Below are 25,220 nucleotides of genomic sequence, written 5' to 3' on the forward strand. Positions count from 1 at the left end.
GCGCCAAGGCCGCCTGCCCTGCGCGGCGCCGGCCCGCGGCTCAGCGGCCCGTTTCCGTCAGATAGGCCTTGCGCGCAGCCACCGCGGTGTCGGCAAAGTCGGAAAACACGCCATCCACGCCCAGGCGGTAGAACTGCAGGTACTCGGCCTGGGGATCGCCCTTGTAGTCGAAGGCCAGGCGGCGGTTTTCGTTGCGCATGGTCCAGGTGTGGACCATCAGGCCCAGCTTGTGTGCGTCGGCCACCAGGCTGGTGGGGGTGCTGCTGGAAGCGTCGGCGTAGTTGACCACGCCATCCTTGTTCACGTCGACCATCTTGCCGTCGGCGCCAAAGGTGCCCTTGACCGGCACGATGTAGGGCTTCCAGGGGCCCACGCCGTCGGCGTACTTGGCGATCTCGGCCAGGCCCGCCGGCGTGACCATGGAGGCGAACAGGTCCTTGCGGCCCGCGCGTGTCCAGTCGTAGGGGCGGTCATATGGCGCCTCGAAGGTGACCGCGCCGGTCTTGAAGTCGTAGTCGTTGCCATCCACCAGCTGGATGAGGCGCACCTGCGTCTTGGTGCGCAGGTACTTGAGGTTGGCCGTCTCGAACGACTGCAGGATGACCGGCGAATCCTTCTTGGTGTAGCCGTACTCGGCCAGGATGGCCAGCAGGCGGTCTTCGAGCTTGAGGCCCGCATCTTCATGGTAGGTGGGGTGCTTGGTCTCGGGATAGACGCCGATCACGCGGCCCACCTTGCCGCCCTCGGTCTTGGCCAGGTCCAGCACCTCGCGCAGCGTGGGGATCTGGAACTTGCCGTTATAGGACTGGTCGCGCTCGGCCAGCGGCTGGATGGCGCGCAGGGTCTTCAGTTCCGCCAGCGTGAAGTCGGTGGCGAACCAGCCTTCTTCTTCCACGCCATCGACCATGCGCTTGGTCTTGCGGCTGGCGAACTCGGGGCGGCTGGCCACATCGGTGGTGCTGGTGATGTTGGGTTCGTGGCGTGCCACCAGGTGGCCGTCCTTGGTGGCTACCAAATCGGGCTCGATGAAATCCGCCCCCATCTGGATGGCCAGCGCATAGCTCTCCAGCGTGTGGTCCGGGCGGTAGCCCGAGGCGCCGCGGTGCCCCACCACCAGCGGAGCCTGGCCGCTCAGCGTCGGCAGCGGTGCGGGGTCGTCGCCGCCGCCACAGGCGGTCGCCAGCAGGGAGGCACTCATCGCAATGATCAGGGGAAGACGGTGAGAAGACATGGGCATCCTTGGCCGTAAAAGTGAGCGATCCAGTCTCTGTTGCACTTGTGACGCTTGCATGACGCTGTGGGTTTTGCGCCCACCGTCATCGGGTGCATCCGGGACAATACACCCCTATGTCGGACATGCCCCATTTACTCATCCCGCTGGCCGCCAGCCCGGCCCAGGGATGCCAGCAGGCGCTTGAAGGCCTGGAACTGCCCCAGTTGGACCGGCTGTTGGCCCGCCTGTCCAGCACCGGCCTGGACGCCGGCGCCGAGACGGACTTCGCCCCGCCCCACGAACGCGCCCTGGCCCGCCACCACGGCCTGCCCGCCACCAGCGAGGGCACCACGCCCTGGGCCGCGTGGCACCAGCACCAGCAGGTCAGCGCTCCCCATGCGGCCACCAGCGTCTGGGCCTTCATCACCCCTTGCCACTGGCAGGTCGGTGCCGACCATGTCACGCTGGGCGACCCGGCGCGGCTGCAGCTGGACGAGGCCGCCTCGCGTGCGCTGCTGGCCATTGTGGCGCCCTGGTTTGCCGAGGACGGCATCACGCTCGCCTACGACCAGCCGACGCGCTGGGTCGCGCAAGGTGCAGTGTTCGACAACCTGCCCACCGCATCGCTGGACCGCGTGATCCAGCGCGACGTGCGCGCCTGGATGCCCGACCCCGCCCGCGCGCGCCTGCTGCACCGCCTGCACAGCGAGATGCAGATGCTGCTGTACACCCACCCCTTCAACGACGCACGCGCGGCCCAGGGCCTGCCGCCGGTCAATGCCTTCTGGGTGCACGGCGCAGGCGCCCTGCCCCAGCCACCCGCCCCCGTGCCGGCGCCCGAGATGCCCACCACCCTGCTGGACGCTGCGCTGCGCGAGGACTGGCACGCCTGGCGCCAGGCCTGGGCCGCGCTGGACGCCGGCCCCGTGGCGCGCCTGGCCGCGCATGTGGCGGGCGGCGGCGCGGCGCGCCTCACGCTGTGCGGCGAACGCGGCGCACAGTCCTGGCATACGGCGCCGCGCAGCCTGGGCCAGCGCATTCAGAGTCTTTTTAAGCCCCAGCGCTTTTCCAGCGTGCGCGAGCAGCTATGAAAATAGTAGCCAGAGACATCCCACCGCGCGTGGTCTGGGCGCTGGAGCAGGCCGGCGTGCACCCGCTGCTGGCACGCCTGTACGCGGCGCGCGGCATCCGCGCCAAGGAGGAGCTGGACGACGCCCTCGCCCGCCTGCTGCCGCCGGACACCCTCATGGGCGTGCGGCAGGCCGCGGCGCTGCTGGCCGATGCCATCAGCCAGGACCGGCGCCTGCTCATCGTGGCCGACTACGACTGCGACGGCGCCACCGCCTGCGCGGTGGGGGTGCGCGGCCTGCGCCTGCTGGGCGCACGCCATGTTCAGTATTTGGTGCCCGACCGCGTGGTGGACGGCTACGGCCTCACCGCCTCCATCGCGCAGCGCGTGCACGAGCGCGGCGCCGACGTGCTCATCACCGTGGACAACGGCATCGCCAGCATCGAGGGCGTGGCGCGCGCCAAGGCGCTGGGGCTGACGGTGCTCATCACCGACCACCACCTGCCAGGCTCCGAACTGCCCGCGGCCGACGCCATCGTGAACCCCAACCAGCCGGGCTGCGGCTTCGAGAGCAAGTCCATCGCCGGCGTGGGCGTGATGTTCTATGTACTGATGGCGCTGCGCGCCGAGCTGCGCGCGCGCGGCGTGTTCGACAAGGCCACGCAACCCAAGCTGGAGCCGCTGCTGCCGCTGGTGGCCCTGGGCACCGTGGCCGATGTGGTGCGCCTGGACAACAACAACCGCCGCCTGGTGGCGCAGGGCTTGAAGCGCATCCGCGCCGGCCAGATGCAGCCCGGCATCCAGGCCCTGTTCGACGCGGCCGGGCGCAAGGCCCCCGTCGCCACCACCTTCGACTTCGGCTTTGCCCTCGGCCCACGCATCAATGCCGCGGGGCGCCTGGCCGACATGACGCTGGGCATCGAATGCCTGCTGACCGACGACCCGGCGCGCGCCGCCGACCTGGCCCGGCAACTGGATGCCATCAACCGCGAGCGGCGCGAGCTGGAAGGGGGCATGCGCGAGCAGGCCCTGCTGCTGGCGGAGAGCCTGTTCGACGAAGGCGAGGAGCCGCCGCCAGCCATCAGCGTGTTCGACCCCGACTTCCACGAGGGCGTGGTGGGCATCGTGGCCTCGCGCCTCAAGGACAAGCTGCACCGCCCCACCTTCGTGTTCGCTGCCAGCAGCGCGCCGGGCAAGGAGCATGAGCTGAAGGGTTCGGGGCGGTCCATCCCCGGTTTTCACCTGCGCGACGCGCTGGACCTGGTAGCCAAGCGCCACCCCGGCGTGATCCTGAAGTTCGGCGGCCACGCCATGGCGGCCGGCTGCACCGTGGCCGAGGAGCATTTCGACCTCTTCGAGCAGGCCTTCGCCCAGGTCGCACAGGAATGGCTGGATGCCGCGACGCTCACGCGCCGGCTGGAGACCGACGGCCCGCTGGCCCCGGAGTACTGCCGCGCCGAGCTGGTGGATACCCTGCACCGCGAGGTCTGGGGCCAGGGCTTTGCGCCCCCCACCTTCAGCGAGGAGGTGCAGGTGCTCAGCCAGCGCCTGGTGGGCGAGGCGCGCAACCACCTGTCTATCAAGCTGCTGCACCAGGGCCAGCCCGTGGACGCCATCTGGTTCGGCCACACCGACCCGCTGCCCGAACGGGCGTTGCTGGCCTTCCGGCTGGACGTGAACGAGTGGCGCGGCGAGCGGCGGGTGCAGTTTCTAGTGGAGGGACTCGAGTCGCCTGCAATGTGACGCTCGTAGCAGCCTAAACGCAACAAAATGTGAATTTTGTATGCATTAAACCGTATGATCCAGCGCCATTCCTGGACTCTTATTGGTTTTCCCCATGAATGGTTCTCTCTGGCGTTGCCACGCCCTCGTCATTGCAGTCGCCGCCCTGACTGCCGGCTGCGTGACCACCGAGCAATCGCGCACCCTCGAAACTCCGAAGCCCACCGCGTCCGCGCGCGCGTATCAGGGGGTGCGCAGCCCCATTTCCATTGGCAAGTTCGCCAACCGGTCCAACTTCCAACGCGGAATCTTTTCTGATGGTGTGGACCGTCTCGGCGGTCAGGCGCAAACCATTTTGATGACGCACCTGCAGCAAAGCGGACGCTTTAACGTGCTCGACCGCACCAATATGTCGGAAACGCAGCAAGAGGCCGCCCTCCTCAAGCAAGCACAGACCCTCAAGGGGGCGCAGTTCGTCATCACGGGCGATGTCACCGAATTCGGTCGCAAGGAAGTCGGTGACCGGCAGCTGTTCGGGGTGCTGGGGCGCGGCAAGGAACAGGTGGCCTACGCCAAAGTCAGCCTGAACGTAGTGCGCGTACAGACCGGTGAAGTGGTCTTTGCGGCCCAGGGGGCCGGCGAATACAGCCTGTCCAGCCGCGAGGTCGTAGGTTTTGGCAGCCGCGCAGGGTATGACTCCACCCTGAACGGCAAAGTGCTTGACTTAGCCATCCGCGAAGCCGTGGACAAGCTCGTGAGCGGTGTCGAATCTGGCGCATGGGTGCCCGCACAATGAGCCGCCACACCACCACCCGCTTGGCGCTTCCCATCGCAGCTGCGTTGGTCATGGCGGGCTGCGCCACCACATCCCATCAGCCCCTGTATGGCTGGGACGGCTATCAGCCTCAGGTGTACGAATACCTCAAAAGCAGCGGCAATGCCGATGCTGAACAGCAAGTGGCCAAGCTGGAAGAAGCGCAGCAAAAAATAGAGCAGCGCGGCCAAGCCTTGCCCCCTGGCTATCGCGCCCATATGGGCATGCTGTACGCCAAGGCAGGGCAGGAAGAAAAAAGCGTCGCGGCCCTTACCGCGGAAAAGACCACCTTCCCCGAATCGGCGTCTTTCATGGACTTCCTTTTGCGCACACTCACCGGAAAGGCCCCGCAATGATTTCCCGTATTGGCGTTCGCACTGCCGTGGCGGCCGGCGCCGCCGCCATCCTGCTTTTGAGTGGTTGCGCGACCCCTCAGCCCTACGACTATTCGGCACTGCGTCAAGCCAAGCCCCAGTCCATTCTGGTGCTGCCTCCACTGAACCAGACGCCCGAAGTGACTGCGCCGGCGGGAGTGCTCTCACGCGCCACGCTCCCCCTGGCGGAGTCCGGCTATTACGTGCTGCCAGTGGCCGTGACCGAAGAGACTTTCAGGAACAACGGCATCATTTCGGCCCAAGACGCACAGGAATTGCCCGTGGCCAAGTTGCGGGAAATTTTTGGTGCGGATGCGGCGCTCTACCTGGACGTGCGGCAGTACGGCTCGGTGTACTCCATCGTGAGCAGTGAAACCCGGGTAACGCTGGCCGCCCGACTCATGGATCTGCGCACGGGCGAGCAACTGTGGTCCGGGGAGGCAACAGCCTCGAGTGCAGAAAACAAGAGTTCAAGCGGCGGCTTGGTGGGCATGCTGGTGTCTGCGCTCATTGACCAGATTGTGGAAACCTTGTCAGACCGCAGCGTGCAGATCGCCGAGGTCGCAAACGGCCGACTGCTGTATGCCGGCCGTCCGGGAGGACTATTGCATGGGCCTCGCTCTCCCAAGTACGGAGCAGACAGCAAGCCATGACCACGTAACGTCCTAAGCGGTGTATGGGATGGCGAAAGGCGCGCCACAGGCCGCGCTTTTTTTGTCCCGACTGGGGACGGGACGTACCAATGACGCTATTTTTTAGAGCTTAGAAGCTCTCCCATTCGCCATCCCCATCCGATGCCGCAGGCGTCTTGGCCGGCGCGATCTGGGGGGCGGACACCTTGGCGGCAGCCTTTGTCGGCATGGGCTTGGCCAGCGTCGCGCGCGCCGGCGTTGCGGCCGGTGTCTTGACCGGGGCGGGCGCTACCGCTGGCGGCGCCACGCGGGCCGGGCTGCGGGGCGCCGCGACGGCGCCATTGCCCACGTTGAACACGGCCACTACCTGCGCCAGGCGCTGCGCCTGTTCATGCATGGCGGCGGCGGCGGCGCTGGACTCTTCCACCAGCGCGGCATTTTGCTGCGTCATCTGGTCCAGGTTCGCCACGGCCTGGTTCACCTGGCCGATGCCGTCGCGCTGCTCGGTGGACGAAGCGGTGATCTCGCCGATCAGGTCGCTCACGCGGCGCACGCTGTGCACGATGTCCTGCATGCTCTGGCCGGCCTGCTCCACCTGGGCCGAGCCCGATTGCACGTTGTCCACGCTGGTGGTGATGAGCTGCTTGATCTCCTTGGCGGCCTCGGCGCTGCGCTGCGCCAGGCTGCGCACTTCACCCGCCACCACGGCAAAGCCGCGGCCCTGCTCGCCCGCGCGTGCGGCTTCCACGGCGGCGTTCAGCGCCAGGATGTTGGTCTGGAAGGCAATGCCATCGATCACGCCGATGATGTCGGCGATCTTGCGGCTGGATTCGGTGATCTGCTGCATGCTGGTGACCACCTGGCCCACCACTTCGCCGCCACGCTCTGCGGCTTGCGCGGCGTTGGCGGCGAGTTGGTTGGCCTGGCGCGCGGTGTCCGCCGACTGGGTGACGGTGGCGGTGAGCTCTTCCATGCTGGCGGCCGTCTCTTCGAGGTTGGCCGCGGTCTGCTCGGTTCGCGCAGACAGGTCGTGGTTGCCCGTGGCGATCTGGCTGGACGCGGCCGAGACCGATTCCACGCCCGAGCGCACTTCGCCCACCACGCCGCGCAGACGTGCTCCCATGGCCGACAGCGAACGCAGCAGGTGGCCCAGTTCGTCACGACGGTCATCGTGCACGTCTTGCGTCAAGTCGCCACCGGCAATCGCGTCAGCCAGCCCCACGGCCCGCTCCAGGGGATGCGTGATGGAGCCCACGAGCAGATTCGCCAGCACCAGGCCCAAGACCACCACCACCGCGGCGATGCCCGCGCCCATCCACATGGCGCGCTGGCGCAAGGCCTGGGCCTCTTGCTTGGCGGCGTCGCGCTGGCGTTCTTGCAGTTGGACGAAGGAGTCCTGTTCGCCCACGTAGCGCTCCACGGCGGGCAGCAGTTTGCTGTCCACCAGGGTCAGCGTGCGGGCGAAGTCGCCTTCGGCCCGGGCCTTGGTGGCTTCCGCCAGCGCGTCCAGCACCACCTTGCGGGCGGCGGCCACGCGTTCCATCTGGGCCTTGTCCTCCGCAGAGAAGGCCACAGCCTCCACCTGTTTTTGCAGGGCGTTGATGGCCTCGATCCCCTGCTTGGCTTTCTTCTGCAGGCCCGACGCCAGGGTCTCGTCGGCCGAGGCCAGCGCGCTCACGGACTGGTCCACGGCCAGCGTGGTCAGCCCTTTCCAGCGCAGGGCCAGGCTGATGCGGTCTTCGTTGGCCTGCACGATGCGCGCCGCCTCATCATCGAGCTGGGCGGAGTAGGCCAACAGGCCCGCCAGCAAAAGCAGCATGGAGACCAGCAGCCCCAGGACGAGTCCCCACAGTTTGCGGGCGACGGGCAAATGGTTGAAGTTCATGTTCTACGCAATCAGGGGCGTCGTGGCGCCATAGCGGTGGAAGGAGGCACACGGGCGCAACAACCCGGCAGCCTGGACAAAAAGGGGCTCATATTGTCGCATTTATGCACATTTGATTACAAATATTCGTCGCTGCCTGCAGCCCGACCCGTTTGTCACTGTGTTGTAACCACCACGACAACATGCCCTGCGGGCTCCCCCTAAAATGAAATCGTGTCCATCCTCCTCAATGCCGACCTCCACTGCCACTCCGTGGTGTCTGACGGCACCCTCACACCCGAAGCGCTGGCAGCCCGTGCGCATGCCAACGGTGTAGCGCTGTGGGCGCTGACGGATCATGACGAGATCGGCGGCCAGCACCGCGCCGCCGCCGCCGCGCACGCGCTGGGCATGGACTACCTCACGGGCACAGAGATCTCGGTCACCTTCGCCGACACCACGGTGCATATCGTGGGACTGGGGTTCGACCCGGACAATGCACAACTCGCCCAGGGCCTCGCGGCCACGCGCGGCGGGCGCAGCGAACGGGCACAGGAGATGGCGCAGCAACTCGCGCACGTGGGTATCCGCGGCGCATTCGAAGGGGCGTTGCGCTACGCGGGCAACCCCGAACTGGTCTCGCGCACGCACTTTGCCCGCTTCCTCGTGGAGACTGGCGTGTGCCACGACACCTCCGAAGTGTTCCGGCGCTTTCTCACCGAGGGCAACCCCGGCTACGTACCCCACCGCTGGGCCACGCTGGGCAATGCGGTGCGCTGGATCCGCGAGGCCGGCGGCATGGCCGTGATCGCCCATCCTGCACGCTACCGATTCACGGCGAATGAGGAATACGCCTTGTTTTCCGAGTTCAAGCAGCACGGCGGCCAGGGCGTGGAAGTGGTAACCGGCAGCCATACGCCATCCGAATATCCCGTGTACGCCGCCATGGCGCAGGAGTTCGGCATGGCCGCCTCGCGCGGCAGCGACTTCCACAGCCCGAACGAATCACACACCGACCTGGGCGCCCTGCCGGATTTGCCAGGCCAGCTCACCCCCGTGTGGGAGCTGTTGTCCGATCGCATCCTGCGCGCCCCCCGCACCACTGCCGGCTGACCGCCGCGCCCCTCCATGGCCCAATATTTCGAGATCTACGCCGACAACCCGCAGCCGCGCCTGCTCAAGCAGGCCGCCACGCTGCTATCGAGCGGCGGCATCCTGGCCGTGCCCACCGACTCCAGCTACGCGCTGGTCTGCCGCCTGGACGACAAGGACGCCGTGGACCGGATTCGTCGTATTCGGCAGATCAACGACAAGCACCACCTCACGCTGCTGTGCCGCGACCTGTCGGAGCTGGCCAATTACGCGCATGTGGACAACCGCCAATATCGCCTGCTGAAGTTGGCCACGCCGGGGCCTTACACCTTCATCCTGGACGCCACCAAGGAAGTGCCGCGCCGCGTGAGCCATCCGCAGCGCAAGACCATCGGTCTGCGCGTGCCCGACCGCAAGGGCCTGCAGATGCTGCTGGAGCTGCACGGCGCGCCGCTGCTGGCCACCACACTGATCCCGGCGGGCGAAAGCGAGCCGCTGAACGACCCGCAGGAGATCCGCGAGCGCTTTGAAAAGCAGCTCGATGGCATCCTCGACGCGGGCGGCTGCCCGCTGGAGCCCACCACGGTGCTGGACCTCACGCCCATGAATACCGGCGGCGACCCCATCGTGGTGCGCGAAGGTGGCGGCAGCCTGGCCAAGCTGGGGCTTTAAGGGCACGCGCCCGGGCTGGATGCCTGCCACAGCGGCGAAATACGCCCGACGGAAGAATCAGAACGTTTCAGGCCTCTAGCGCCCATCCAGCAAGCGCTAACGGCTACTAAAACAGTAGCAATCAGTCACACCACCACCAGCCGGCGCAGCCATTGCAGCAGCACCTGCGGCAGTTCCTCGGGCCGGGGCAGCAGCGCGTAGTGATGGGCACCGAACACCATGGGCAGATAGCGGGCCGCCTGGCGATCGATGGTCAGGCAAAACGGCGCAATGCCTTGCAGCCGCGCCTCGGTCACGGCCTGGCGCATGTCCTCCAGGCCATAGCGGCCTTCATAGGCGTCGATGTCGTTGGGCTTGCCATCGGACAGCAGCAACAGCAGGCGGTGCGCGGCCGGCTGGCGCATCAGCGTACTGGTGGCATGGCGCAGCGCGGCGCCGGCGCGCGTGTAGTGCTCGGGCTCCAGACCGGCGATGCGCAGCGCAGCGTCCCGCCCGTAGGGCTGGTCAAAACGCTTGACGTTGCGCACCACCACCCCCTGCGGCCCCTCGCCGGAGAACGCCTGCACCGCAAACGGCGCGCCCATGCCGTCCAGCGCCATGCTCACCAGCAGCAGCGCCTCACGCGCTACGTCAACCACCCGCCGGCCCGGCGCCACCCAGCCGTCGGTGGAGCCGCTCACATCCATGAGCACCAGCACCGCCAGATCGCGGTGCAGGCGGCGCTCGCTGCGGTACAGGCGCTGGGGCAGCGGCAGGCCCGCGGCAAAGTCTGCGCGCGCCTCGATGCAAGCCTCCAGGTCGATCTCGTCGCCGTCGAGCTGGCGGCGCACGGCCACGCGGCGGCTGCGCAATAGCTCGAACCGCCTGCACACGGCGTGCAGCATGGCCCGGCGCTCATGCAGCGTGGCTTCCAGCCAATCGGGCGCGCCCGGGGCTGCGTCGTGCACCCACACGGCGGCGCCGGGGCGCCGGTAGCTGCCGCTGGCGCCGTCCCACTCGGGGTAGTACAGAACGTCGACGCCCGGCCCGGCGCCCGCACCGCCGCCCGCCCGCGCCTGGCGCGCCAGATGCTCCGGCGGGTCATCGGACAGCAGCACCTCCTTGGGACGGCCGGGCGTGGCCACGAGGCGCGCCTCGGGCAGTTCGGACAGCGCATCGGCGAACTCCTCGGCCGCCGTGTTGGCGTCACGATCGCTCGGGCGCTGCATGCCCATGGGGTCCGCGGCCTGTTCGTGCGGCTGAGCGGTCTGCACCATCCAAGCGCCGGGACCGTTCGCATCGTCCTCATCGGGAAGCGCCTGGCGCACCTGCGGACGGCGCGCCAGACGGGCAGCATGGGTCGTGCCAGAGGCATCCTCTGCGCCGTCCGCCGTGGCGTGCGCAGGCGCGGGGGTAGCCGGCGTGCGCAGCTCGCCCAGCCACGCGTCGGCCATGCACCAGCGCTGCTGGCGCGCGGGGGCCGCAGCCGGACGCAGGCGCGAAGCGAGGGCACGTGCATGCGCCAGCACCTGTGGCGCCTGGGCCGGCAGCGATGGCATCAGGCCGGGAGGCCCGGCGCCCGCGGGTGGGCCGGCCAGCAGGGCGTGCGCCAGCGACTCCAGTGGTTGCAGGTGCGGCGGCAGCGCTGCCACGGCCGGGCGCGCTGCCAGCATGGCCTGCCGCAGGCGCGCCAGTGGCGCGGCCATGCCCGGCAGGCGCAGGGCCAGCGCGTGGTCGGCGGCGTGGGCTTCGAGCAGTGCGAACAAGGCCCGCTCGAAACCGTCCACCGCCTGGGCAGCGCATGCCGGCGCCCCCCGCAGTGCGCGCATGCCGTGCACCAGCGCGAGCGTGCGGTAGCGCTCGTCGGCGGGGGGCGCCCCGTCCTTCCCCGCTTGCGCGCCGGGTATGTCCGTCAGCGCGGGGGGCAGCCACAGGTTGGCGCCGTCGGTGGCGGGCACGGCGTCGCGCTGGCTGGGGGCCTCTGCTCGCTGCATCCAGCGCGAGAGTAAGGTAGGCGGAGCAGGCGGTTGCGCCGCGCGCAGCTGCAGGCGGATGCCCAGCGCGGCGCTTACCAACAGGTCCAGGCGCGGCGCCACATCGGCCAGATGCAGCCGGGGTGGGCCGGCCGGCGGGGGGCGGTGGCGGCGCCACAGCGCCTGGGCATAGATCGTGGCGTGTCGCGCCGCGTCGGTGATGACGTCCTCGGCCTCGGCCATGGTCAGACGAAGGTGGCGTCGACAAGGTCGCGCATGGCGCCAACCAGCGATGCCTCGTCCGACAGCGGCGCCACGATGGCGTGCAGGCAGGCGCGGCGCAAGTCCACGCCGCGCACCGCCAGCTGCGCGGCCGCCACCAGCAGCCGCGTACTGGGCACCTCGGCCAGGCCACGGTCCTGCAGTGCGCGCAGCCGCGTGGCCAGCTGTACCAGCGCGCGCGCCTCAGGCTCGGCAATGCCGCTTTCCTGCGCGACGATGCGCGCCTCTGTCTCGGGCGCGGGAAAGCCGAAATCCAATGCCACGAAGCGCTGGCGCGTGCTGGGCTTCAGGTCCTTGAGCATGCGCTGGTAGCCGGGGTTGTACGACACGATGAGCCCGAAGCCTGGCGCGGCCTCGACCACCTCGCCTGTCTTGTCGATGGGCAGGATGCGACGGTGGTCGGTGAGCGGGTGCAACACCACCACCGTGTCCTGCCGTGCCTCCACCACTTCGTCCAGGTAGCACAGCGCGCCCTCGCGCACGGCGCGGGTCAGCGGTCCGTCGTGCCACGCGGTGCCGCTGCCCTGGATCAGGAAGCGGCCGATCAGGTCGCTGGCACTCAGGTCGTCATGGCAGGCGATGGTGATGAGCGGGCGCTTCAGGCGCCAGGCCATGTGCTCTACGAAACGCGTCTTACCGCAGCCTGTGGGCCCCTTGAGCATGACGGCCAGGCCCTGCGCGTGGCACTGCGCGAAGACCTCGATCTCGTCGCCGCTGGGCAGGTAATAGGGAGGCTCCGGCGCAGGGGACGTTGCCGGGCGGGCCATCCCCGCCCCGCCCTGTAGATCAAATCGCTGCAGCACGGTGCGTATCGAGGGGACGGTCCACCGGATCGCTGGCGCTGACCTCCAGCCGCAGCGGGTGGCGGAAGAAATCGATGATGAACAACGCAACGCCAATCGCGAAGATGGACGCGGTGATGACCAGCATGACAAAGTGCACCTGGATCTTGAGCTGCGCATCCAGGTAGCCCATGCCCATGATGCGCTCCAGGTACACCTGCCCAATGCCCGCGGTGGCGAACGACAGCGTCATGCCAAACATGCCCGCCAGCTGCATCCAGAACGACAGGTAGCCCATGGATGTGCCTTCCTCAGGCCTGCGTGTGAGGGCCGGCTGCGCATAGCTGATCATGGCCATCACGATCATCGCGTAGGCTCCGTAGAACGCCGCGTGCCCGTGCATGGCGGTAATGAGGGTGCCGTGCGTCCACTTGTTCACGCTGGGGAAGGTGTGGGCCAGGCCCAGCAGGCCGGCACCGAACAGCGTGAACACGGCGCTGCCCACCGTCCAGTGCAGCGCCAGCTTGTTGGGGTGGGCCATGCCCGAGCGGCGCATGGCGAAGTAGGCATACATGGCCATGCCCACCAGGGCCACGGGCTCCAGTGCGCTGAAGAAACCCCCGATGGGCAGCCAGTACTGCGGCACGCCCACCCAGTAATAGTGGTGCGCCGTACCCAGGATGCCGGCAATGAACACCAGCCCTACGATGACATAGAGCCACTTTTCCATCACCTCGCGGTCTGCGCCCGACAGGCGGATCAGCAGGTACGCGAGGAAGCCGCCCTGGATCATCTCCCACACGCCCTCCACCCACAGGTGGATGGTCCACCACCGGTAGAAGATGGCCACGGTGTAGTTGTGAAACTCCAGCAACGCCGGCAGGTACAGCACCGCCGCCAGGCCCAGGCCGCCCAGCAGCACACCCTCCGGTGTCGTGAAACGGCCGGACTTGCGGATCGTCATGCCGACGTTGTAGAGGAACATGAGCATCACGATCACGATCACGATCTTGGAGGGCAGCGGCTGCTCCAGCAGCTTGTTGCCCGTGCCCCAGCGAAACAGGTAGCCCACTACCGTGGCCACGCCCATCACCGTCCACAGCACGAGCTGGATGTAGGCCAGCCGTGTGCTGTGCAGTTCGGTGCGCGACTCGTCGGGCACCATCCAGTACGTGGCCCCCATGAAGCCGCACAACACCCAGACGATCAGGATGTTGGTATGGATCATCTTGGTCACGTCGAACGGCAGGATGTACAGCAACGGATCCGGCCCCAGGTACTTGGTGGCCGACAGCAGGCCGAACACCAGCTGCAGCCCGAACAGGGCCACGGCCACGGCGAAGTACCAGTAGGCGACGGATTGGGACTTGTATCTCATGGCGGACTCCGACGATGGCTGTGGGCGTGCTTACTTCATGGACATCAGGTAGGCCACGAGCTGGTCGATCTGCTCGGCCGTGAGGTCCTTGGCGTAGGTCGTGGGCATGAAAGAGGTCCCATCAGCCGAGTACATGGGCCCGGGCACCAGGTGCGCACTGGGCGAAACGATCGACTCATGCAAGTAGGCCGCCACATCCTTGGCCTGACCCTTGTAGTCGGCCGAGCCCAGCAGTGCCTCGGTGCGGCCCTTCACACCTGCGAGGGACGGCCCGGCCATATTCACGCCAGGCGCGGTGGAGTGGCAGGCGGTGCAGGCGGGCGTGGCCGTGCGGAATACCCGCTCGCCCAGGGCAATCGGGTCTTCGTTGCCCGACAGCGGGCGCGCACCGGGGGGCGCAGCGATGCCGCCCCGTTCGATCTTTGCGTCGTCCGCCTGCTGCGCGGCGCTGCGGTCAGCCCCTGGCAGTGTGGAGCCCGTCACGAGGATGGGCCGCGGCGGCCATCCCTGGTTGTCCACGTTGCTGACCCAGTCGAAGAAGGCGATGAGTCCGGCAATGTCCTCGTCGCTCAGGTCTTGCTTGGGCATCAGGCGACGGTGGCGCTGCTCGTCGTAGAACTTGGAAGGATCCTTCAGGTAAGCCTTCAGATAAGCCTCGCCGCGCAGCTTGGTGATCTTGGTCAGATCGGGCGCGTAGTAGGCGCCTTCGCCAAAGATGGTGTGGCAGTTGATGCAGTTGTTCTTGTGCCAGACATCCTTGCCGTGCACAACCGCCGGAGTAATGGACTCGGCATTGGTCAGCGCATCGAACTTGCGGTGGCTGTCAAAAGTGAGGAGGAGGAACACCGCCGCCGAGATGCCCGTGGCGACGATGGCGAAAAGACGCGTCTGGCGCTTGTTCATGGGGCCCTCCCTTTCACACGCCGATGCCAGACCAGTACATAACGGCCATGGTGCCGGCGTAGACCATGGCCACGACCATCAGCAGCACCACGACGAGCGCGAACACCTTCACAGGCAGATACCAGGCATGCATGGGGTGGCCTCCTCTAGCTTGTTGTTTGGGCCGGCGCGCCGTGGGAGCGCGCGCCACTGCCGTGCATGGTGACCGCCTGTCCAGCATGCGGCTGTCGGACAACTGCCCGTGCGCTGTAAGACAGGAACCCGCGGCGCGCATGGGCGACAATCGGCGGGTGCCCATGACCGACCTTATCCAGACCGTCCTCATCTACGCCCTGCCGGTGCTGTTTGCCATCACCGTGCACGAAGCCGCGCACGGCTATGCCGCCCGGCACTTTGGCGACAACACCGCGTTGATGATGGGCCGTATCACGCTCAACCCCCTCAAGCACATCGACCCGGTGGGCACCGTGCTCATGCCGCTGCTGCTGTATTTCGCCACCTCGGGGGCGTTTCTGTTTGGCTATGCCAAGCCCGTGCCGGTGAACTTCAGCCAATTGCGCCACCCCAAGCGCGACATGATCTGGGTGGCGCTGGCGGGTCCCGCATCCAACTTCATCCAGGCCATCGGCTGGGCGCTGCTGCTGGTCGCGCTGGTCGCCACCGGCACACAGGAGCGCTTCTTCCTGGAGATGGCGCGTGCCGGCATTGCCGTCAACCTCGTGATGTGGGCGTTCAACCTGTTTCCGCTGCCACCCCTGGACGGGGGGCGCATCCTCGTCGGCCTGCTGCCGTGGAAACAAGCCCATTTTCTCTCGCGCATCGAACCCTACGGCTTCTTCATCGTGCTCGCACTGGTGGTGGCGGGCGTCGTGGGCGCGCTGTGGCTGCGCCCCCTGATGGCGTTGGGCTACAGCGCCATCAACCTCATGCTGTCGCCACTGGTCGCGCTGCTGCGCTGACCGGCTCCTTCTCTGATTCCCCTCATGCCAAAGACCATCCGCTTCCTCACCGGCATCACCCCCTCGGGCACGCCGCACCTGGGCAACTTCGTGGGCTCCATCCGCCCCTCCGTGGCCGCCAGCCGCAACGCAGGCGTAGAGAGCTTCTACTTCCTGGCCGACTACCACGCCCTCATCAAGTGCCAGGAGCCCGAGCGCGTGCACCGCTCCACGCTGGAGATCGCCGCCAGCTGGCTCGCCGCCGGACTGGACCCGCAGCAGGTCACCTTCTACCGTCAGTCCGACATCCCTGAAATTCCTGAGCTGCACTGGTTGCTGACCTGCGTGACCGGCAAGGGGTTGCTCAACCGCGCCCACGCCTACAAGGCCGCACAGGACAAGAACCAGGAAGCCGGCCGCGACTTGGACGACGGCGTGAGCGCAGGGCTGTTCATGTACCCCGTGCTGATGGCGGCCGACATCCTGATGTTCAACGCCCACAAGGTGCCCGTGGGCCGCGACCAGATCCAGCACATCGAGATGGCCCGCGACATGGCGGCCAGCTTCAACCACCTCTACGGCGAACACTTCACGCTGCCCGAGGCGGCCGTCGAGGACAACGTGGCGTTGCTGCTGGGCCTGGACGGGCGCAAGATGAGCAAGAGCTACGACAACACCATTCCGCTGTTCTCGACGCGCGAGCAGTTGAGGAAGCTCATCGGCTCCATCGTCACCGACTCGCGCGCCCCTGGCGAGCCCAAGCAGGTGGAGGGCTCGGCTCTGTTCCAGATCTACCAGGCCTTCGCCACACCCGAAGAGACCGCCGCCATGCGGCGCGCCTATGCGGACGGCATCGCCTGGGGCGACGCCAAGCAGATGCTGTTCGAGCGGATCGACCGCGAAATCGCGCCCATGCGCGCGCGCTATGACGATCTGATGGCCCATCCCGAGAAGGTGGAGGCCGCCCTGCAAATCGGCGCCAAGCGCGCCCGCGCCATCGCCGCCCCCTTCCTGCAGCGCCTGCGCGCCGCCGTAGGCCTGCGCAGCCTGAGCGCCGTCGCACACCCCGCACCGGCCACACAGAAGACCAGCAAAGCCGCCCTGCCCGCGTTCAAGCAATACCGCGAGGCCGACGGCAAGTTTTACTTCAAGCTGGTGGCTGCCGACGGCCGCTTGCTGCTGCAAAGCACGGGTTTCGACGCCCCGCGCGACGCCGGCCAGTCCATCGCTCGGCTGCAAAAGGAAGCCGGCGCACTGCAGGCCCTGGCCCCCCTGTTGACGCCAGTGGACGGCGTGCCAGCATCAGAGGTGGAGGCAGCGCTGCTGGCTCTGGCAGCTGCGCAGGAATGAATCCCGGCGCCCGTTGCTATTATTTACATAGCTGCCGGCGCTAGCTCAGCAAGGCCCCGGGGGCAAAATCGCTCGAAATTTGGTCACAAGATCTGGCCCCATAAGGGACGCACCAAGAAAAAAGCCTTGCAAGCGACTGGCTTGCAAGGCTTTTTAGTTTGGCGGAGAGGGTGGGATTCGAACCCACGGTAGTGTTGCCACTACGCCTGATTTCGAGTCAGGTACATTCGACCACTCTGCCACCTCTCCTGTGTGTCGAAGCCCGCGATTCTAGCAGGAAATTTCAGACCGGCAGCGTGGCTTGGCCGCCCATGTAGGGGCGCAGCACCTCGGGAATGGTCACGCTGCCGTCCTCGTTCTGGTAGTTCTCCAGCACCGCCACCAGCGTGCGGCCCACGGCCAGGCCAGACCCGTTGAGGGTGTGCACCAGCTCGTTCTTGCCCTGCGCGTTCTTGAAGCGCGCCTGCAGGCGGCGGGCCTGGAAGGCTTCGCAGTTGCTCACCGAACTGATCTCACGGTAGGTGTTCTGGGCGGGCAGCCACACTTCCAGGTCGTAGGTCTTGGCGGCGCCAAAGCCCATGTCGCCCGTACACAGGCTCATCACGCGGTAGGGCAGGCCCAGCTTCTGCAGTACAGCCTCAGCATGGCGGGTCATTTCCTCCAGCGCCTCGTAGCTCTTGTCGGGATGCACGATCTGCACCATCTCGACCTTGTCGAACTGGTGCTGGCGGATCATGCCGCGCGTGTCCCGGCCGTAGCTGCCGGCTTCCGACCGAAAGCAGGGCGTATGGGCCGTGAGCTTGAGCGGCAGCTGCGCCTCGGCCAAGACTTCGTCACGCACGAAGTTGGTCAGAGGCACCTCGCTCGTGGGGATGAGGTACAGCTGCGCGTTGTCGGGTACGGGCTCGGCATCCTGACCGCCCTTCTGGGCCGCGAAGAGGTCGCCCTCGAACTTGGGCAATTGGCCCGTGCCCTTGAGCGAGTCCGCATTGACGACGTAGGGCACGTAGCACTCGGTGTAGCCGTGCTCCTGGGTCTGCACGTCCAGCATGAACTGCGCAAGGGCCCGGTGCAAGCGCGCGATGCCCCCCTTCATCACCGTGAAGCGCGATCCCGAGAGCTTCACGCCCATGTCGAAGTCCAGCCCCAGCGGCTCGCCCAGGTCCACATGGTCCTTGGGGGTGAAGCCCAGGCTGCGCGGCTGTGGGCCATCGGGGCTCCAGCGGCGCACCTCCACATTGGCGCTCTCGTCCGAGCCCACGGGCACACTCTCGTGCGGCAGATTCGGGACGGCGGCCAGCATCGACTGCAGTTCGCCCTGGATCTGATCCAGCCGGGTGGCAGAACCGTCCAGTTCCGCCTTGATCGCGGCCACCTGGGCTTTCGCAGCCTCGGCGGCGTCCTTCTCACCCTTGCCCATGAGCATGCCGATCTGCTTGGACAGCTGGTTGCGCTGCGACTGCAACTCCTCGGTGCGCATCTGGATGGTCTTGCGCTCGGACTCCAGGGCCTGGAACGCCTCCACATTCAGGAAGGCCTGGGGCTTCTTGCGGGTTTCCAGCCGTGCGACGGCCGATGCGAGGTCTTTGCGAAGGAGGAGGATGTCTAGCATAGGCGGCGATTTTAGTGGCGCAGCCCGGCATGCTAAGAGCGTACTGGGGCGAAAGCCGCGGCGTTCGCGCCGATAACATGGCAATGCACCACCAATGCGGGTGCATTGGCCAGGGGTCAGGAGGCAAAGCCATGTTTTTCGTGTTCGGCCCTTCGGGGCAAATCTACCGGGGTGGACCGGACAAGCTGGCGCAGGTGGCGCCGGTGCGGCGCGTGCACCGCCCCCAGGCCCTGCGCACACGTGCCCTGGACAGCGACGCGGCACCTGTTGCGACCGCAGCCCCTCCCGCCACGGCGCAGACGGCGACGCCCAAGCCCCTGCGCCTGCTGGAGGCCGTATCGGCCTATGTACAGACCGAGCAGGGCCCCGCCCAGCCGCGTCAGCCGCTGTCGCGCGTGGGCGACGTGATGACCAGGGGCGCGCTCACGGTGGCCCCCGATCAGCGCGTGAACGATGCGTGGCAGACGCTGGCCGAGCACGAAATCGCACAGGCCCCCGTGGTGAATGATCAAGGCCAAGTGGTGGGCCTGCTGCTGCGCGCCGACATGGCGCCCCTGGACCTGCTGCCCGAGCCCGGCGCGGTCAAGCAGGCCATTGAGCTCGCGCGCCGGCCGGTCTCCGAAGTGATGGTGAGTCCCGTGCCCACGGTGGCGGCCGACACGGAACTGCGCCGCGTGGCGGGCGTGCTGCTGGACACCGGCCTGCCCGGCCTGCCGGTGACGGATGAGCGTGGGTTGCTCGCGGGTTTCATCTCACGCACCGACATCCTGCGCGCGGTGGCGGCGGACCCGCCGCTGGACCTGTGGAGTTGAGCCTCAGTCGCCGCTCGCGGGATCGGCGCTGGCCTCCTCATCGGGCAGGCGCGAGGCCAGCACCTTGTCGATGGTCTTGCCGTCCATGTCCACCACCTCGAAGCGCCAGCGCTCCCATTGCACCGTGTCGGTGACCTTGGGCAGCTTGCCGGTGAGCAGCATGACCATGCCGCTGAGCGTGTGGTAACGGCCGCGGTCTTCTTCGGGCACGGTGGCCAACTGCAGCCGGTCCTTGAGCTCGGGCACCGGGATGTGGCCGTCCAGCAGCCAACTGCCGTCCTCGCGCTCCATGGCCCACGAGGTTTCGGGGTCGCGCGGCTGAAACTCGCCCGTGATGGCCTCGATGATGTCCTGCACGGTCACGATGCCCTGCACCTCGCCGTATTCGTCGATAACGAAGGCCATCTGTACGTCGGACTGCCGGAAGTTGTCCAGCAGTTCCATGGCATTGATGGTCTCGGGAACGTACAGCGCCGTCTGCAGCGGCTGGGTCGTCAGGTCGCGCGCCTGGGCATCGCGCACCGTGCGCGACAGCCACTGGCGCGCGTTGAGCACGCCCAGGATGTTCTCCATGCCGCCGCGCACCACCGGAAAGCGCGCATGGTCGGACTCCTCGATGCGCCGCAGGTTCTCCTCGAAAGGCTCCTCCACATCGAGGAACACCACGTCCGCGCGCGGCACCATCAGCGAGCCGATCTGCCGGTCGTCCAGGCGGAACACGTTGCGCACCATCTGGTGCTCGTGCGACTCGATCACGCCGGCACTCGTGCCCTCGGCCAGCACGGCGTGGATCTCGTCCTCGGTCACGGCACTGGCGGAATACTCCTTCACCCCCAGGGCGCGCAGCAGCCCCTCGGTGGAGATCGACAGCAGGCGCACAAAGGGTTTGGTGGCGAGCGCCAGCCAGTTGATGGGGCGCGCCACGACGCGCGCCAGCGTCTCGGGGTAGCTCTGGCCCAGCCGCTTGGGTACCAGCTCGCCGACGACGATCGAGAAGTAGGTGATCAGCACCACCACCAGGCCCGTGGCCAGGTAGCCGGCCAGTTGCGGCTCCACCCCCAGGCTCAGCAGCCACTCGCCCAGCGGCTTGGCCAGGGCCGACTCGCCCACGATGCCGTTGAGCACGCCGATCGAGGTGATGCCGATCTGGATGGTGGAGAGAAAGCGCGTGGGGTTCTCACCCAGCTTGGCCGCTGCGATCGCCCCGCTATCGCCCTCATCGATCAGCTTCTGCAGGCGCGTCTTGCGCGCGGAGACCAGAGCCAGCTCGGACATGGCGAACACGCCATTGAGCAGGATGAGGGCGAACAGTATTGCTATTTCCATATGCAGGGGGCCCAGCGTGCCCCCACGGTGTGAAGAAGCGGAAATTGTAAAGAGGCCCACATTCTGCGGGGGATTGGCCATCCGGCGCCACATGCCCCACCCACGCGCAGGCATTGCAATACAGATACCAAATATGCCATTAGCGCTTATCCATCAAGCGCGAGCAGCTATCAATAATGAAGCAAAGCTGTCGCAGACAGGGTTCGTGCAGCCCCGCGACGCCCGGCTTTAGCGGGCGAGAAAGTGCGTTCAGTGTCCGCCCGGGCCGGTTTCGGGCGTGCGCTCGGTGATCTCCAGGCCCGTCACGGTGTCCAGCTTCAGGCCCTTGGGCAGCGGGAATTTCACGGTTTCCTCGATGCCGTCCAGCTTGCGCACGGCCACCGCGCCCAGTTCCTTGATGCGCGTGATCACGGCCTGCACCAGCACCTCGGGTGCCGACGCACCGGCCGTGAGGCCCACGCGGGAGATGCCGTCAAACCACTCGTGGCGCAGCTCGTCCACGCTGTCGATCATGTAGGCCGGCGTGCCCAGGCGCGCTGCCAGCTCACGCAGGCGGTTGCTGTTGGAGCTGGTGGGGCTGCCCACCACGATCACCAGATCCACCTGCGGGCTGAGCAGCTTCACCGCGTCCTGGCGGTTCTGCGTGGCGTAGCAGATGTCCTGCTGCTTGGGCTCGCGGATGGAAGGAAAGCGGGCGCGCACGGCGGCGGTGATCTCGGCCGCGTCGTCCACGCTGAGCGTGGTCTGCGTGACCACGGCCAGCTTCTCGGTCTGCGCGGGCTGCACACGGGCCACGTCGGCCACGTCTTCCACCAAGTGGATGCCATGGTCCAACTGGCCCATGGTGCCCTCGACCTCGGGGTGCCCCTTGTGGCCGATCATGATGAACTCGTAGCCTTCCTTGGCCAGCTTGGCCACCTCGACATGCACCTTGGTCACCAGCGGACAGGTGGCGTCGAAGATGGTGAAACCCCGCGCGCGCGCCTCGTCCTGAACAGCGCGGCTCACGCCGTGGGCCGAGAAGATCAGCGTGGCGCCGGGCGGCACCTCGTCCAGGTCCTCGATGAAGATCGCGCCCTTGGCCTTCAGGTCGTTCACCACGTAGGTGTTGTGCACGATCTCGTGGCGCACGTAGATGGGCGCGCCGAACTTGGCGATGGCGCGCTCGACGATCTCGATGGCCCGGTCCACCCCCGCGCAAAATCCGCGCGGCTCGGCCAGAACGATTTCCTGGGGTTTTTGCATGGCGGCGTCCCGTTCAGAGCACGCCGATGAGCAGCACTTCGAAGGTGACGGGCACGCCCGCCAGCGGGTGGTTGAAGTCAAAGCGCACGGCGCCGTCTTCGCGCACCTCCAGCACCACGCCGGCGTACTGGCCCGTGCCGTCGGGCGTGGGGAACTGCACCACGTCGCCCACGGTGTATTCCTCGTGGGGGTCGCCCAGCTCGTTCAGCAGCTTCTTGGCCACCCATTGCTGCATGTCGGGGTTGCGCTCGCCGAAAGCCTCGCCCGCGGCCAGCTCGAACGTGGCGCGCGCACCCTCGGGCAGGTCGATCAGGCGCTGCTCCAGCGCGGGCGAGAGCTCGCCCGTGCCGACCGACAGCGTGGCGGGCTTGTCCTCGAAGGTATTGATCACGTCACCCGCCGGGCCGGCCAGGCGGTAGTGCAGCGTGAGGAACGAGCCCTGTTGCACAGTGGGCACGGAGGACGAGGATGCGAAGGCGTCTGCGGTCATGAAAGCTCTCGATAAACTGCCGGCATTGTAGAAAACCGGGCAAGCCCCCACGGCCGTATGCCGGGGCGGCGCCCACCGCGCCATGCCCCTCAAAGACCTGCCGCTGGATGCCCAGCCCCGCGAAAAGCTGCTCGCACGCGGCCCCGCTGCACTGTCCGACGCCGAACTGCTGGCCATCCTGCTGCGCACGGGCCTGGCGGGCAAGGGCGTGCTGCAGCTGGCCCAGGAGCTGCTGGATGATCCCGTGCGCGACCCCGCCACGGGCCGCAGCGCCGGCGGCGGCTTTGGCGGCATTGCCGGGCTGCTGCACGCCAGCAGCCAGGACCTGCAGCGCATCAAGGGCCTGGGCCCCGCCAAGCGCGCCGAGCTGATGGCCGTGCTGGAACTCGCCCGCCGCGCCATGGCCCAGCAGCTGCGCGAGCGCGAGGTGTTCGACTCGCCGCAGGCCGTCCAGCACTACCTGCAGCTGCACCTGGCGGGGCGCACGCACGAGGTGTTCGCCGTGCTGTTCCTGGACAGCGGCAACCGCCTGATCGCCATGGAAGAGCTGTTCCGGGGCACGCTCACGCAGACCTCGGTCTACCCTCGTGAAGTGGTGCTGCGCGCCCTGCACCACCATGCCGCCGCCGTGGTGCTGGCGCACAACCACCCCAGCGGCAGCGTGCAGCCCAGCCGCGCCGACGAGGCGCTGACCCAGACCTTGAAGGCCGCGCTGGCGCTGGTGGACGTGCGCGTGCTCGACCATGTGATCGTGGCGCCAGGCGCGGCCCTGTCCATGGCCGAGCAAGGGCTGGTGTGAGCGCACCGGGGCGCGCGCGGCGCGTACTGGCCCAGGCGCTGCTGCTGGCCATGGCGGGCTGCGCCCCGCTGGCCACGCGCCTGCCGCCCCCGCAGCCGCCGGCCCAGGCCCCGCTGCTGCGGCTCATCGGCACTGCCACCGTGCCGCCGCTCACCCGCTATGGCGGCACCACGGTGGGCGGCCTCTCCGGCATCGACTACAACGCCGCGCAAGACACCTACCTGCTCATCAGCGACGACCGCTCCAGCCATGACCCGGCGCGCATCTACACCGCCCGGCTGCGCTACGACGCCACCGCCCTCGCCCCGCCCGAATTCACCGGCGTGCATACGCTGCTGCATGCCGGCGGCCGGCCCTACGCGCCGTGGCTGAGGGCGCACCCCGGCATGGACGTGCCCGACGCGGAAGCCGTGCGCTGGCTGCCTGGCGGCGCGCAGTTCGTGTGGACCAGCGAGGGCGACTTCAGCCGCGGCTTCGGCCCGCAACTGCGCGTAAGCCGCGCCGACGGCGCGGCCGTGCGCGATGTCGCCCTGCCCGCCCGCTTCACGCCCCAGGCCGGCAGCGGACCGCGCAGCAACGGCACGCTGGAGGGCCTCGCCCTGGCGCCCGATGGCCGCACCGCATGGCTGTCCATGGAACTGCCCTGGCGCCAGGACGGCCCCCCGGCCACGCCCGCGTCGGGCGGCGCACCGGTGCGCATCACGGCCATCGACCTGGTCAGCGGCCAAGCGCTGCGCCAGATCGCCTACCCGCCCGACGCCGTGCCGCAGGCCCGCCGCCTGCCCTGGGGGCCGCAGATGAACGGGGTGAGCGAGATCCTGGCCGACGGTGCGCACCACCTGCTGGTGCTGGAGCGCGCCTACAGCGCCGGCGCCGGCTTTGCCGCGCGGCTGTACCGCATCGACACGCGCGCGGGCAGCGACACGCTGGCGCTGGATGCGCTCACCCCCGCCAACCACCACAGCCCCCCCAAGACCCTGGTGGCCGACTTCGCCGCCCTGGGCCTGGATGTGGACAACCTGGAGGGCATGACCTGGGGCCCGTCCCTGCCCGGCGGTGGCGCAGGCGGCAGCACGGCGGGCAGCTGCGTGCTGGTCTTCGTGAGCGACGACAACTTCAACCCCGCGCAGGTCACGCAGTTCATTGCCGCCGAATACCTGGACCCCCAGGGCGGACATGGACGATGCGGTACAACCGCCCCCAGCCCATGAACGCTGCCCTCACCGCCCGTTCCTTCGCCGACCTCAAGCCCCTGCGCCGTGCGTTGCAGGAGGCCGCGCAGCAGCGGGCCGAGCGCGAGCGCCTGCGCCGCGAGGCCGAGCGGCGCGCCCGCGCCGAGCGCCACCTGTTCGCCGACGCGGTGGGCCCCGTGCAGCCGCTCAAGCGGGGACACGAGCGGCGCTGGTCCACGCCCGAGCCGCCCGAGCCGCTGCCCGTGCAGCGCGCGCTGGACGAAGAGCGCGTGCTGCGCGAGTCGCTGAGCGACGAGTTCGACGTGACCACGCTGCTGGACGTGGACGACCAGCTCAGCTTTCGCCGCCCCGGCATCGGGCTGGACGTGACGCGCAAGCTGCGCGGAGGGCATTGGAGCATCCAGCGCCAGTTGGACCTGCACGGCCTGCGCACCGACGAGGCGCGCGAGGCGCTGGGCGAGTTCATCCGCCTGGCGCACCGCACGGGCCTGCGCTGCGTGCGCGTGGTGCATGGCAAGGGGTTGGGGTCGCCGGGCCGCACACCGGTGCTCAAGGGCCGGGTGCAACGCTGGCTGGTGCAAAAGAAAGAGGTGCTGGCCTTCGTGCAGGCGCGGCCGCTGGACGGCGGCGCGGGCGCGCTGGTGGTGCTGCTGCAGCCCGGGCGGCGCAGGCCGGGCGGCTGACGACCAGCACCACAAGCCAAAAC

23 protein-coding genes and 1 tRNA gene are annotated in these 25,220 nt (G+C 67.9%); 13 read left to right on the forward strand and 11 right to left on the reverse strand.

Annotated elements, in window-relative coordinates; translation table 11 throughout:
- Positions 1 to 40: 40 nt before the first annotated feature.
- Positions 41 to 1,231: a glycerophosphodiester phosphodiesterase gene (locus tag DTPSY_RS13805; protein WP_015914076.1), complete on the reverse strand. Its 1,191-nt coding sequence runs from the start codon at positions 1,229 to 1,231 to the stop codon at positions 41 to 43.
- 116 nt (positions 1,232 to 1,347) lie between these two features.
- On the opposite strand from DTPSY_RS13805, the gene DTPSY_RS13810 reads away from it, so the two are divergent.
- From DTPSY_RS13810 to DTPSY_RS13830, 5 genes are all read left to right on the forward strand, one after another.
- Positions 1,348 to 2,304 (forward strand): phosphoglycerate mutase, encoded by a 957-nt coding sequence (locus DTPSY_RS13810; RefSeq protein ID WP_015914077.1) that lies wholly within the window; start codon positions 1,348 to 1,350, stop codon positions 2,302 to 2,304.
- Entirely contained in the window at positions 2,301 to 4,025 is a 1,725-nt protein-coding gene (recJ, locus tag DTPSY_RS13815; RefSeq protein ID WP_015914078.1) for a single-stranded-DNA-specific exonuclease RecJ, read from the forward strand. Before DTPSY_RS13810 ends, recJ begins: the two co-directional genes overlap by 4 nt.
- A 94-nt stretch (positions 4,026 to 4,119) precedes the next feature.
- A complete protein-coding gene (locus DTPSY_RS13820) occupies positions 4,120 to 4,800 on the forward strand; it encodes a CsgG/HfaB family protein (protein ID WP_015914079.1) in 681 nt (226 codons plus the stop codon).
- Positions 4,797 to 5,174 carry a DUF4810 domain-containing protein gene (locus DTPSY_RS13825; protein ID WP_015914080.1) on the forward strand — a complete coding sequence of 126 codons (378 nt, stop codon included), beginning with the start codon at positions 4,797 to 4,799 and terminating at the stop codon, positions 5,172 to 5,174. Before DTPSY_RS13820 ends, DTPSY_RS13825 begins: the two co-directional genes overlap by 4 nt.
- Complete coding sequence (locus DTPSY_RS13830) at positions 5,171 to 5,845, forward strand: DUF799 domain-containing protein (protein WP_015914081.1); 675 nt, start codon at positions 5,171 to 5,173, stop codon at positions 5,843 to 5,845. Before DTPSY_RS13825 ends, DTPSY_RS13830 begins: the two co-directional genes overlap by 4 nt.
- Before the next feature lie 109 nt (positions 5,846 to 5,954).
- On the opposite strand, the gene DTPSY_RS13835 is transcribed toward DTPSY_RS13830, so the two are convergent.
- Complete coding sequence (locus DTPSY_RS13835) at positions 5,955 to 7,709, reverse strand: methyl-accepting chemotaxis protein (RefSeq protein WP_015914082.1); 1,755 nt, start codon at positions 7,707 to 7,709, stop codon at positions 5,955 to 5,957.
- Between the two features lie 213 nt (positions 7,710 to 7,922).
- On the opposite strand from DTPSY_RS13835, the gene DTPSY_RS13840 reads away from it, so the two are divergent.
- Both DTPSY_RS13840 and DTPSY_RS13845 read left to right on the forward strand, forming a co-directional pair.
- Entirely contained in the window at positions 7,923 to 8,801 is an 879-nt protein-coding gene (locus tag DTPSY_RS13840) for a 3',5'-nucleoside bisphosphate phosphatase (protein ID WP_011806534.1), read from the forward strand.
- A 15-nt stretch (positions 8,802 to 8,816) separates the two neighbouring features.
- On the forward strand, positions 8,817 to 9,452 hold the full coding sequence (locus tag DTPSY_RS13845; protein ID WP_015914083.1) for an L-threonylcarbamoyladenylate synthase: 636 nt from the start codon (positions 8,817 to 8,819) through the stop codon (positions 9,450 to 9,452).
- A gap of 125 nt (positions 9,453 to 9,577) precedes the next feature.
- Here the strand turns inward: DTPSY_RS13845 and DTPSY_RS13850 are convergent, their stop codons facing one another.
- From DTPSY_RS13850 to DTPSY_RS13865, 4 genes are read right to left on the reverse strand one after another with little or no spacing between them, the layout of a single operon-like run.
- On the reverse strand, positions 9,578 to 11,647 hold the full coding sequence (locus DTPSY_RS13850; RefSeq protein ID WP_015914084.1) for a nitric oxide reductase activation protein NorD: 2,070 nt from the start codon (positions 11,645 to 11,647) through the stop codon (positions 9,578 to 9,580).
- Between the two features lie 2 nt (positions 11,648 to 11,649).
- The gene (locus DTPSY_RS13855) at positions 11,650 to 12,453 is read right to left on the reverse strand and encodes a CbbQ/NirQ/NorQ/GpvN family protein (RefSeq protein WP_015914085.1); all 804 of its coding nucleotides are present in this window, start codon (positions 12,451 to 12,453) and stop codon (positions 11,650 to 11,652) included.
- Between the two features lie 19 nt (positions 12,454 to 12,472).
- Entirely contained in the window at positions 12,473 to 13,846 is a 1,374-nt protein-coding gene (locus DTPSY_RS13860) for a cbb3-type cytochrome c oxidase subunit I (protein ID WP_015914086.1), read from the reverse strand.
- 30 nt (positions 13,847 to 13,876) lie between these two features.
- Entirely contained in the window at positions 13,877 to 14,749 is an 873-nt protein-coding gene (locus DTPSY_RS13865) for a c-type cytochrome (protein ID WP_015914087.1), read from the reverse strand.
- A gap of 272 nt (positions 14,750 to 15,021) precedes the next feature.
- Between DTPSY_RS13865 and DTPSY_RS13870 the strand changes: the two genes are divergently transcribed.
- Together DTPSY_RS13870 and DTPSY_RS13875 are read left to right on the forward strand one after the other, a co-directional pair.
- Positions 15,022 to 15,708, forward strand: coding sequence for a site-2 protease family protein (locus DTPSY_RS13870; protein WP_015914089.1), 687 nt, complete (start codon positions 15,022 to 15,024; stop codon positions 15,706 to 15,708).
- 24 nt (positions 15,709 to 15,732) lie between these two features.
- Positions 15,733 to 17,037: a tryptophan--tRNA ligase gene (locus DTPSY_RS13875; RefSeq protein WP_015914090.1), complete on the forward strand. Its 1,305-nt coding sequence runs from the start codon at positions 15,733 to 15,735 to the stop codon at positions 17,035 to 17,037.
- A 159-nt stretch (positions 17,038 to 17,196) separates the two neighbouring features.
- On the opposite strand, the gene DTPSY_RS13880 is transcribed toward DTPSY_RS13875, so the two are convergent.
- Together DTPSY_RS13880 and serS are read right to left on the reverse strand one after the other, a co-directional pair.
- Positions 17,197 to 17,286, reverse strand: a tRNA-Ser gene (locus DTPSY_RS13880).
- 34 nt (positions 17,287 to 17,320) lie between these two features.
- A complete protein-coding gene (gene serS / locus DTPSY_RS13885; protein WP_015914091.1) occupies positions 17,321 to 18,649 on the reverse strand; it encodes a serine--tRNA ligase in 1,329 nt (442 codons plus the stop codon).
- A 131-nt stretch (positions 18,650 to 18,780) separates the two neighbouring features.
- Between serS and DTPSY_RS13890 the strand changes: the two genes are divergently transcribed.
- Positions 18,781 to 19,461, forward strand: a complete 681-nt coding sequence (locus DTPSY_RS13890) for a CBS domain-containing protein (RefSeq protein ID WP_015914092.1) — start codon at positions 18,781 to 18,783, stop codon at positions 19,459 to 19,461.
- Between the two features lie 3 nt (positions 19,462 to 19,464).
- On the opposite strand, the gene DTPSY_RS13895 is transcribed toward DTPSY_RS13890, so the two are convergent.
- From DTPSY_RS13895 to DTPSY_RS13905, 3 genes are all read right to left on the reverse strand, one after another.
- Entirely contained in the window at positions 19,465 to 20,787 is a 1,323-nt protein-coding gene (locus tag DTPSY_RS13895; protein ID WP_015914093.1) for a hemolysin family protein, read from the reverse strand.
- Between the two features lie 249 nt (positions 20,788 to 21,036).
- Positions 21,037 to 22,032, reverse strand: a complete 996-nt coding sequence (gene ispH, locus DTPSY_RS13900; protein WP_015914094.1) for a 4-hydroxy-3-methylbut-2-enyl diphosphate reductase — start codon at positions 22,030 to 22,032, stop codon at positions 21,037 to 21,039.
- Between the two features lie 13 nt (positions 22,033 to 22,045).
- Positions 22,046 to 22,522 (reverse strand): FKBP-type peptidyl-prolyl cis-trans isomerase, encoded by a 477-nt coding sequence (locus DTPSY_RS13905; protein WP_015914095.1) that lies wholly within the window; start codon positions 22,520 to 22,522, stop codon positions 22,046 to 22,048.
- A gap of 82 nt (positions 22,523 to 22,604) precedes the next feature.
- On the opposite strand from DTPSY_RS13905, the gene radC reads away from it, so the two are divergent.
- Genes radC through DTPSY_RS13920 form a run of 3 tightly spaced genes read left to right on the forward strand, consistent with a single transcriptional unit; the run spans position 22,605 to position 25,197 of the window.
- On the forward strand, positions 22,605 to 23,321 hold the full coding sequence (gene radC / locus DTPSY_RS13910; RefSeq protein WP_015914096.1) for a RadC family protein: 717 nt from the start codon (positions 22,605 to 22,607) through the stop codon (positions 23,319 to 23,321).
- Complete coding sequence (locus tag DTPSY_RS13915; RefSeq protein ID WP_015914097.1) at positions 23,318 to 24,532, forward strand: esterase-like activity of phytase family protein; 1,215 nt, start codon at positions 23,318 to 23,320, stop codon at positions 24,530 to 24,532. Before radC ends, DTPSY_RS13915 begins: the two co-directional genes overlap by 4 nt.
- Positions 24,529 to 25,197, forward strand: coding sequence for a Smr/MutS family protein (locus tag DTPSY_RS13920; RefSeq protein WP_041838884.1), 669 nt, complete (start codon positions 24,529 to 24,531; stop codon positions 25,195 to 25,197). Before DTPSY_RS13915 ends, DTPSY_RS13920 begins: the two co-directional genes overlap by 4 nt.
- The last annotated feature ends 23 nt before the right edge of the window (positions 25,198 to 25,220 follow it).

It is taken from the genome of [Acidovorax] ebreus TPSY (assembly GCF_000022305.1).
Lineage (GTDB): Bacteria > Pseudomonadota > Gammaproteobacteria > Burkholderiales > Burkholderiaceae_C > Diaphorobacter > Diaphorobacter nitroreducens.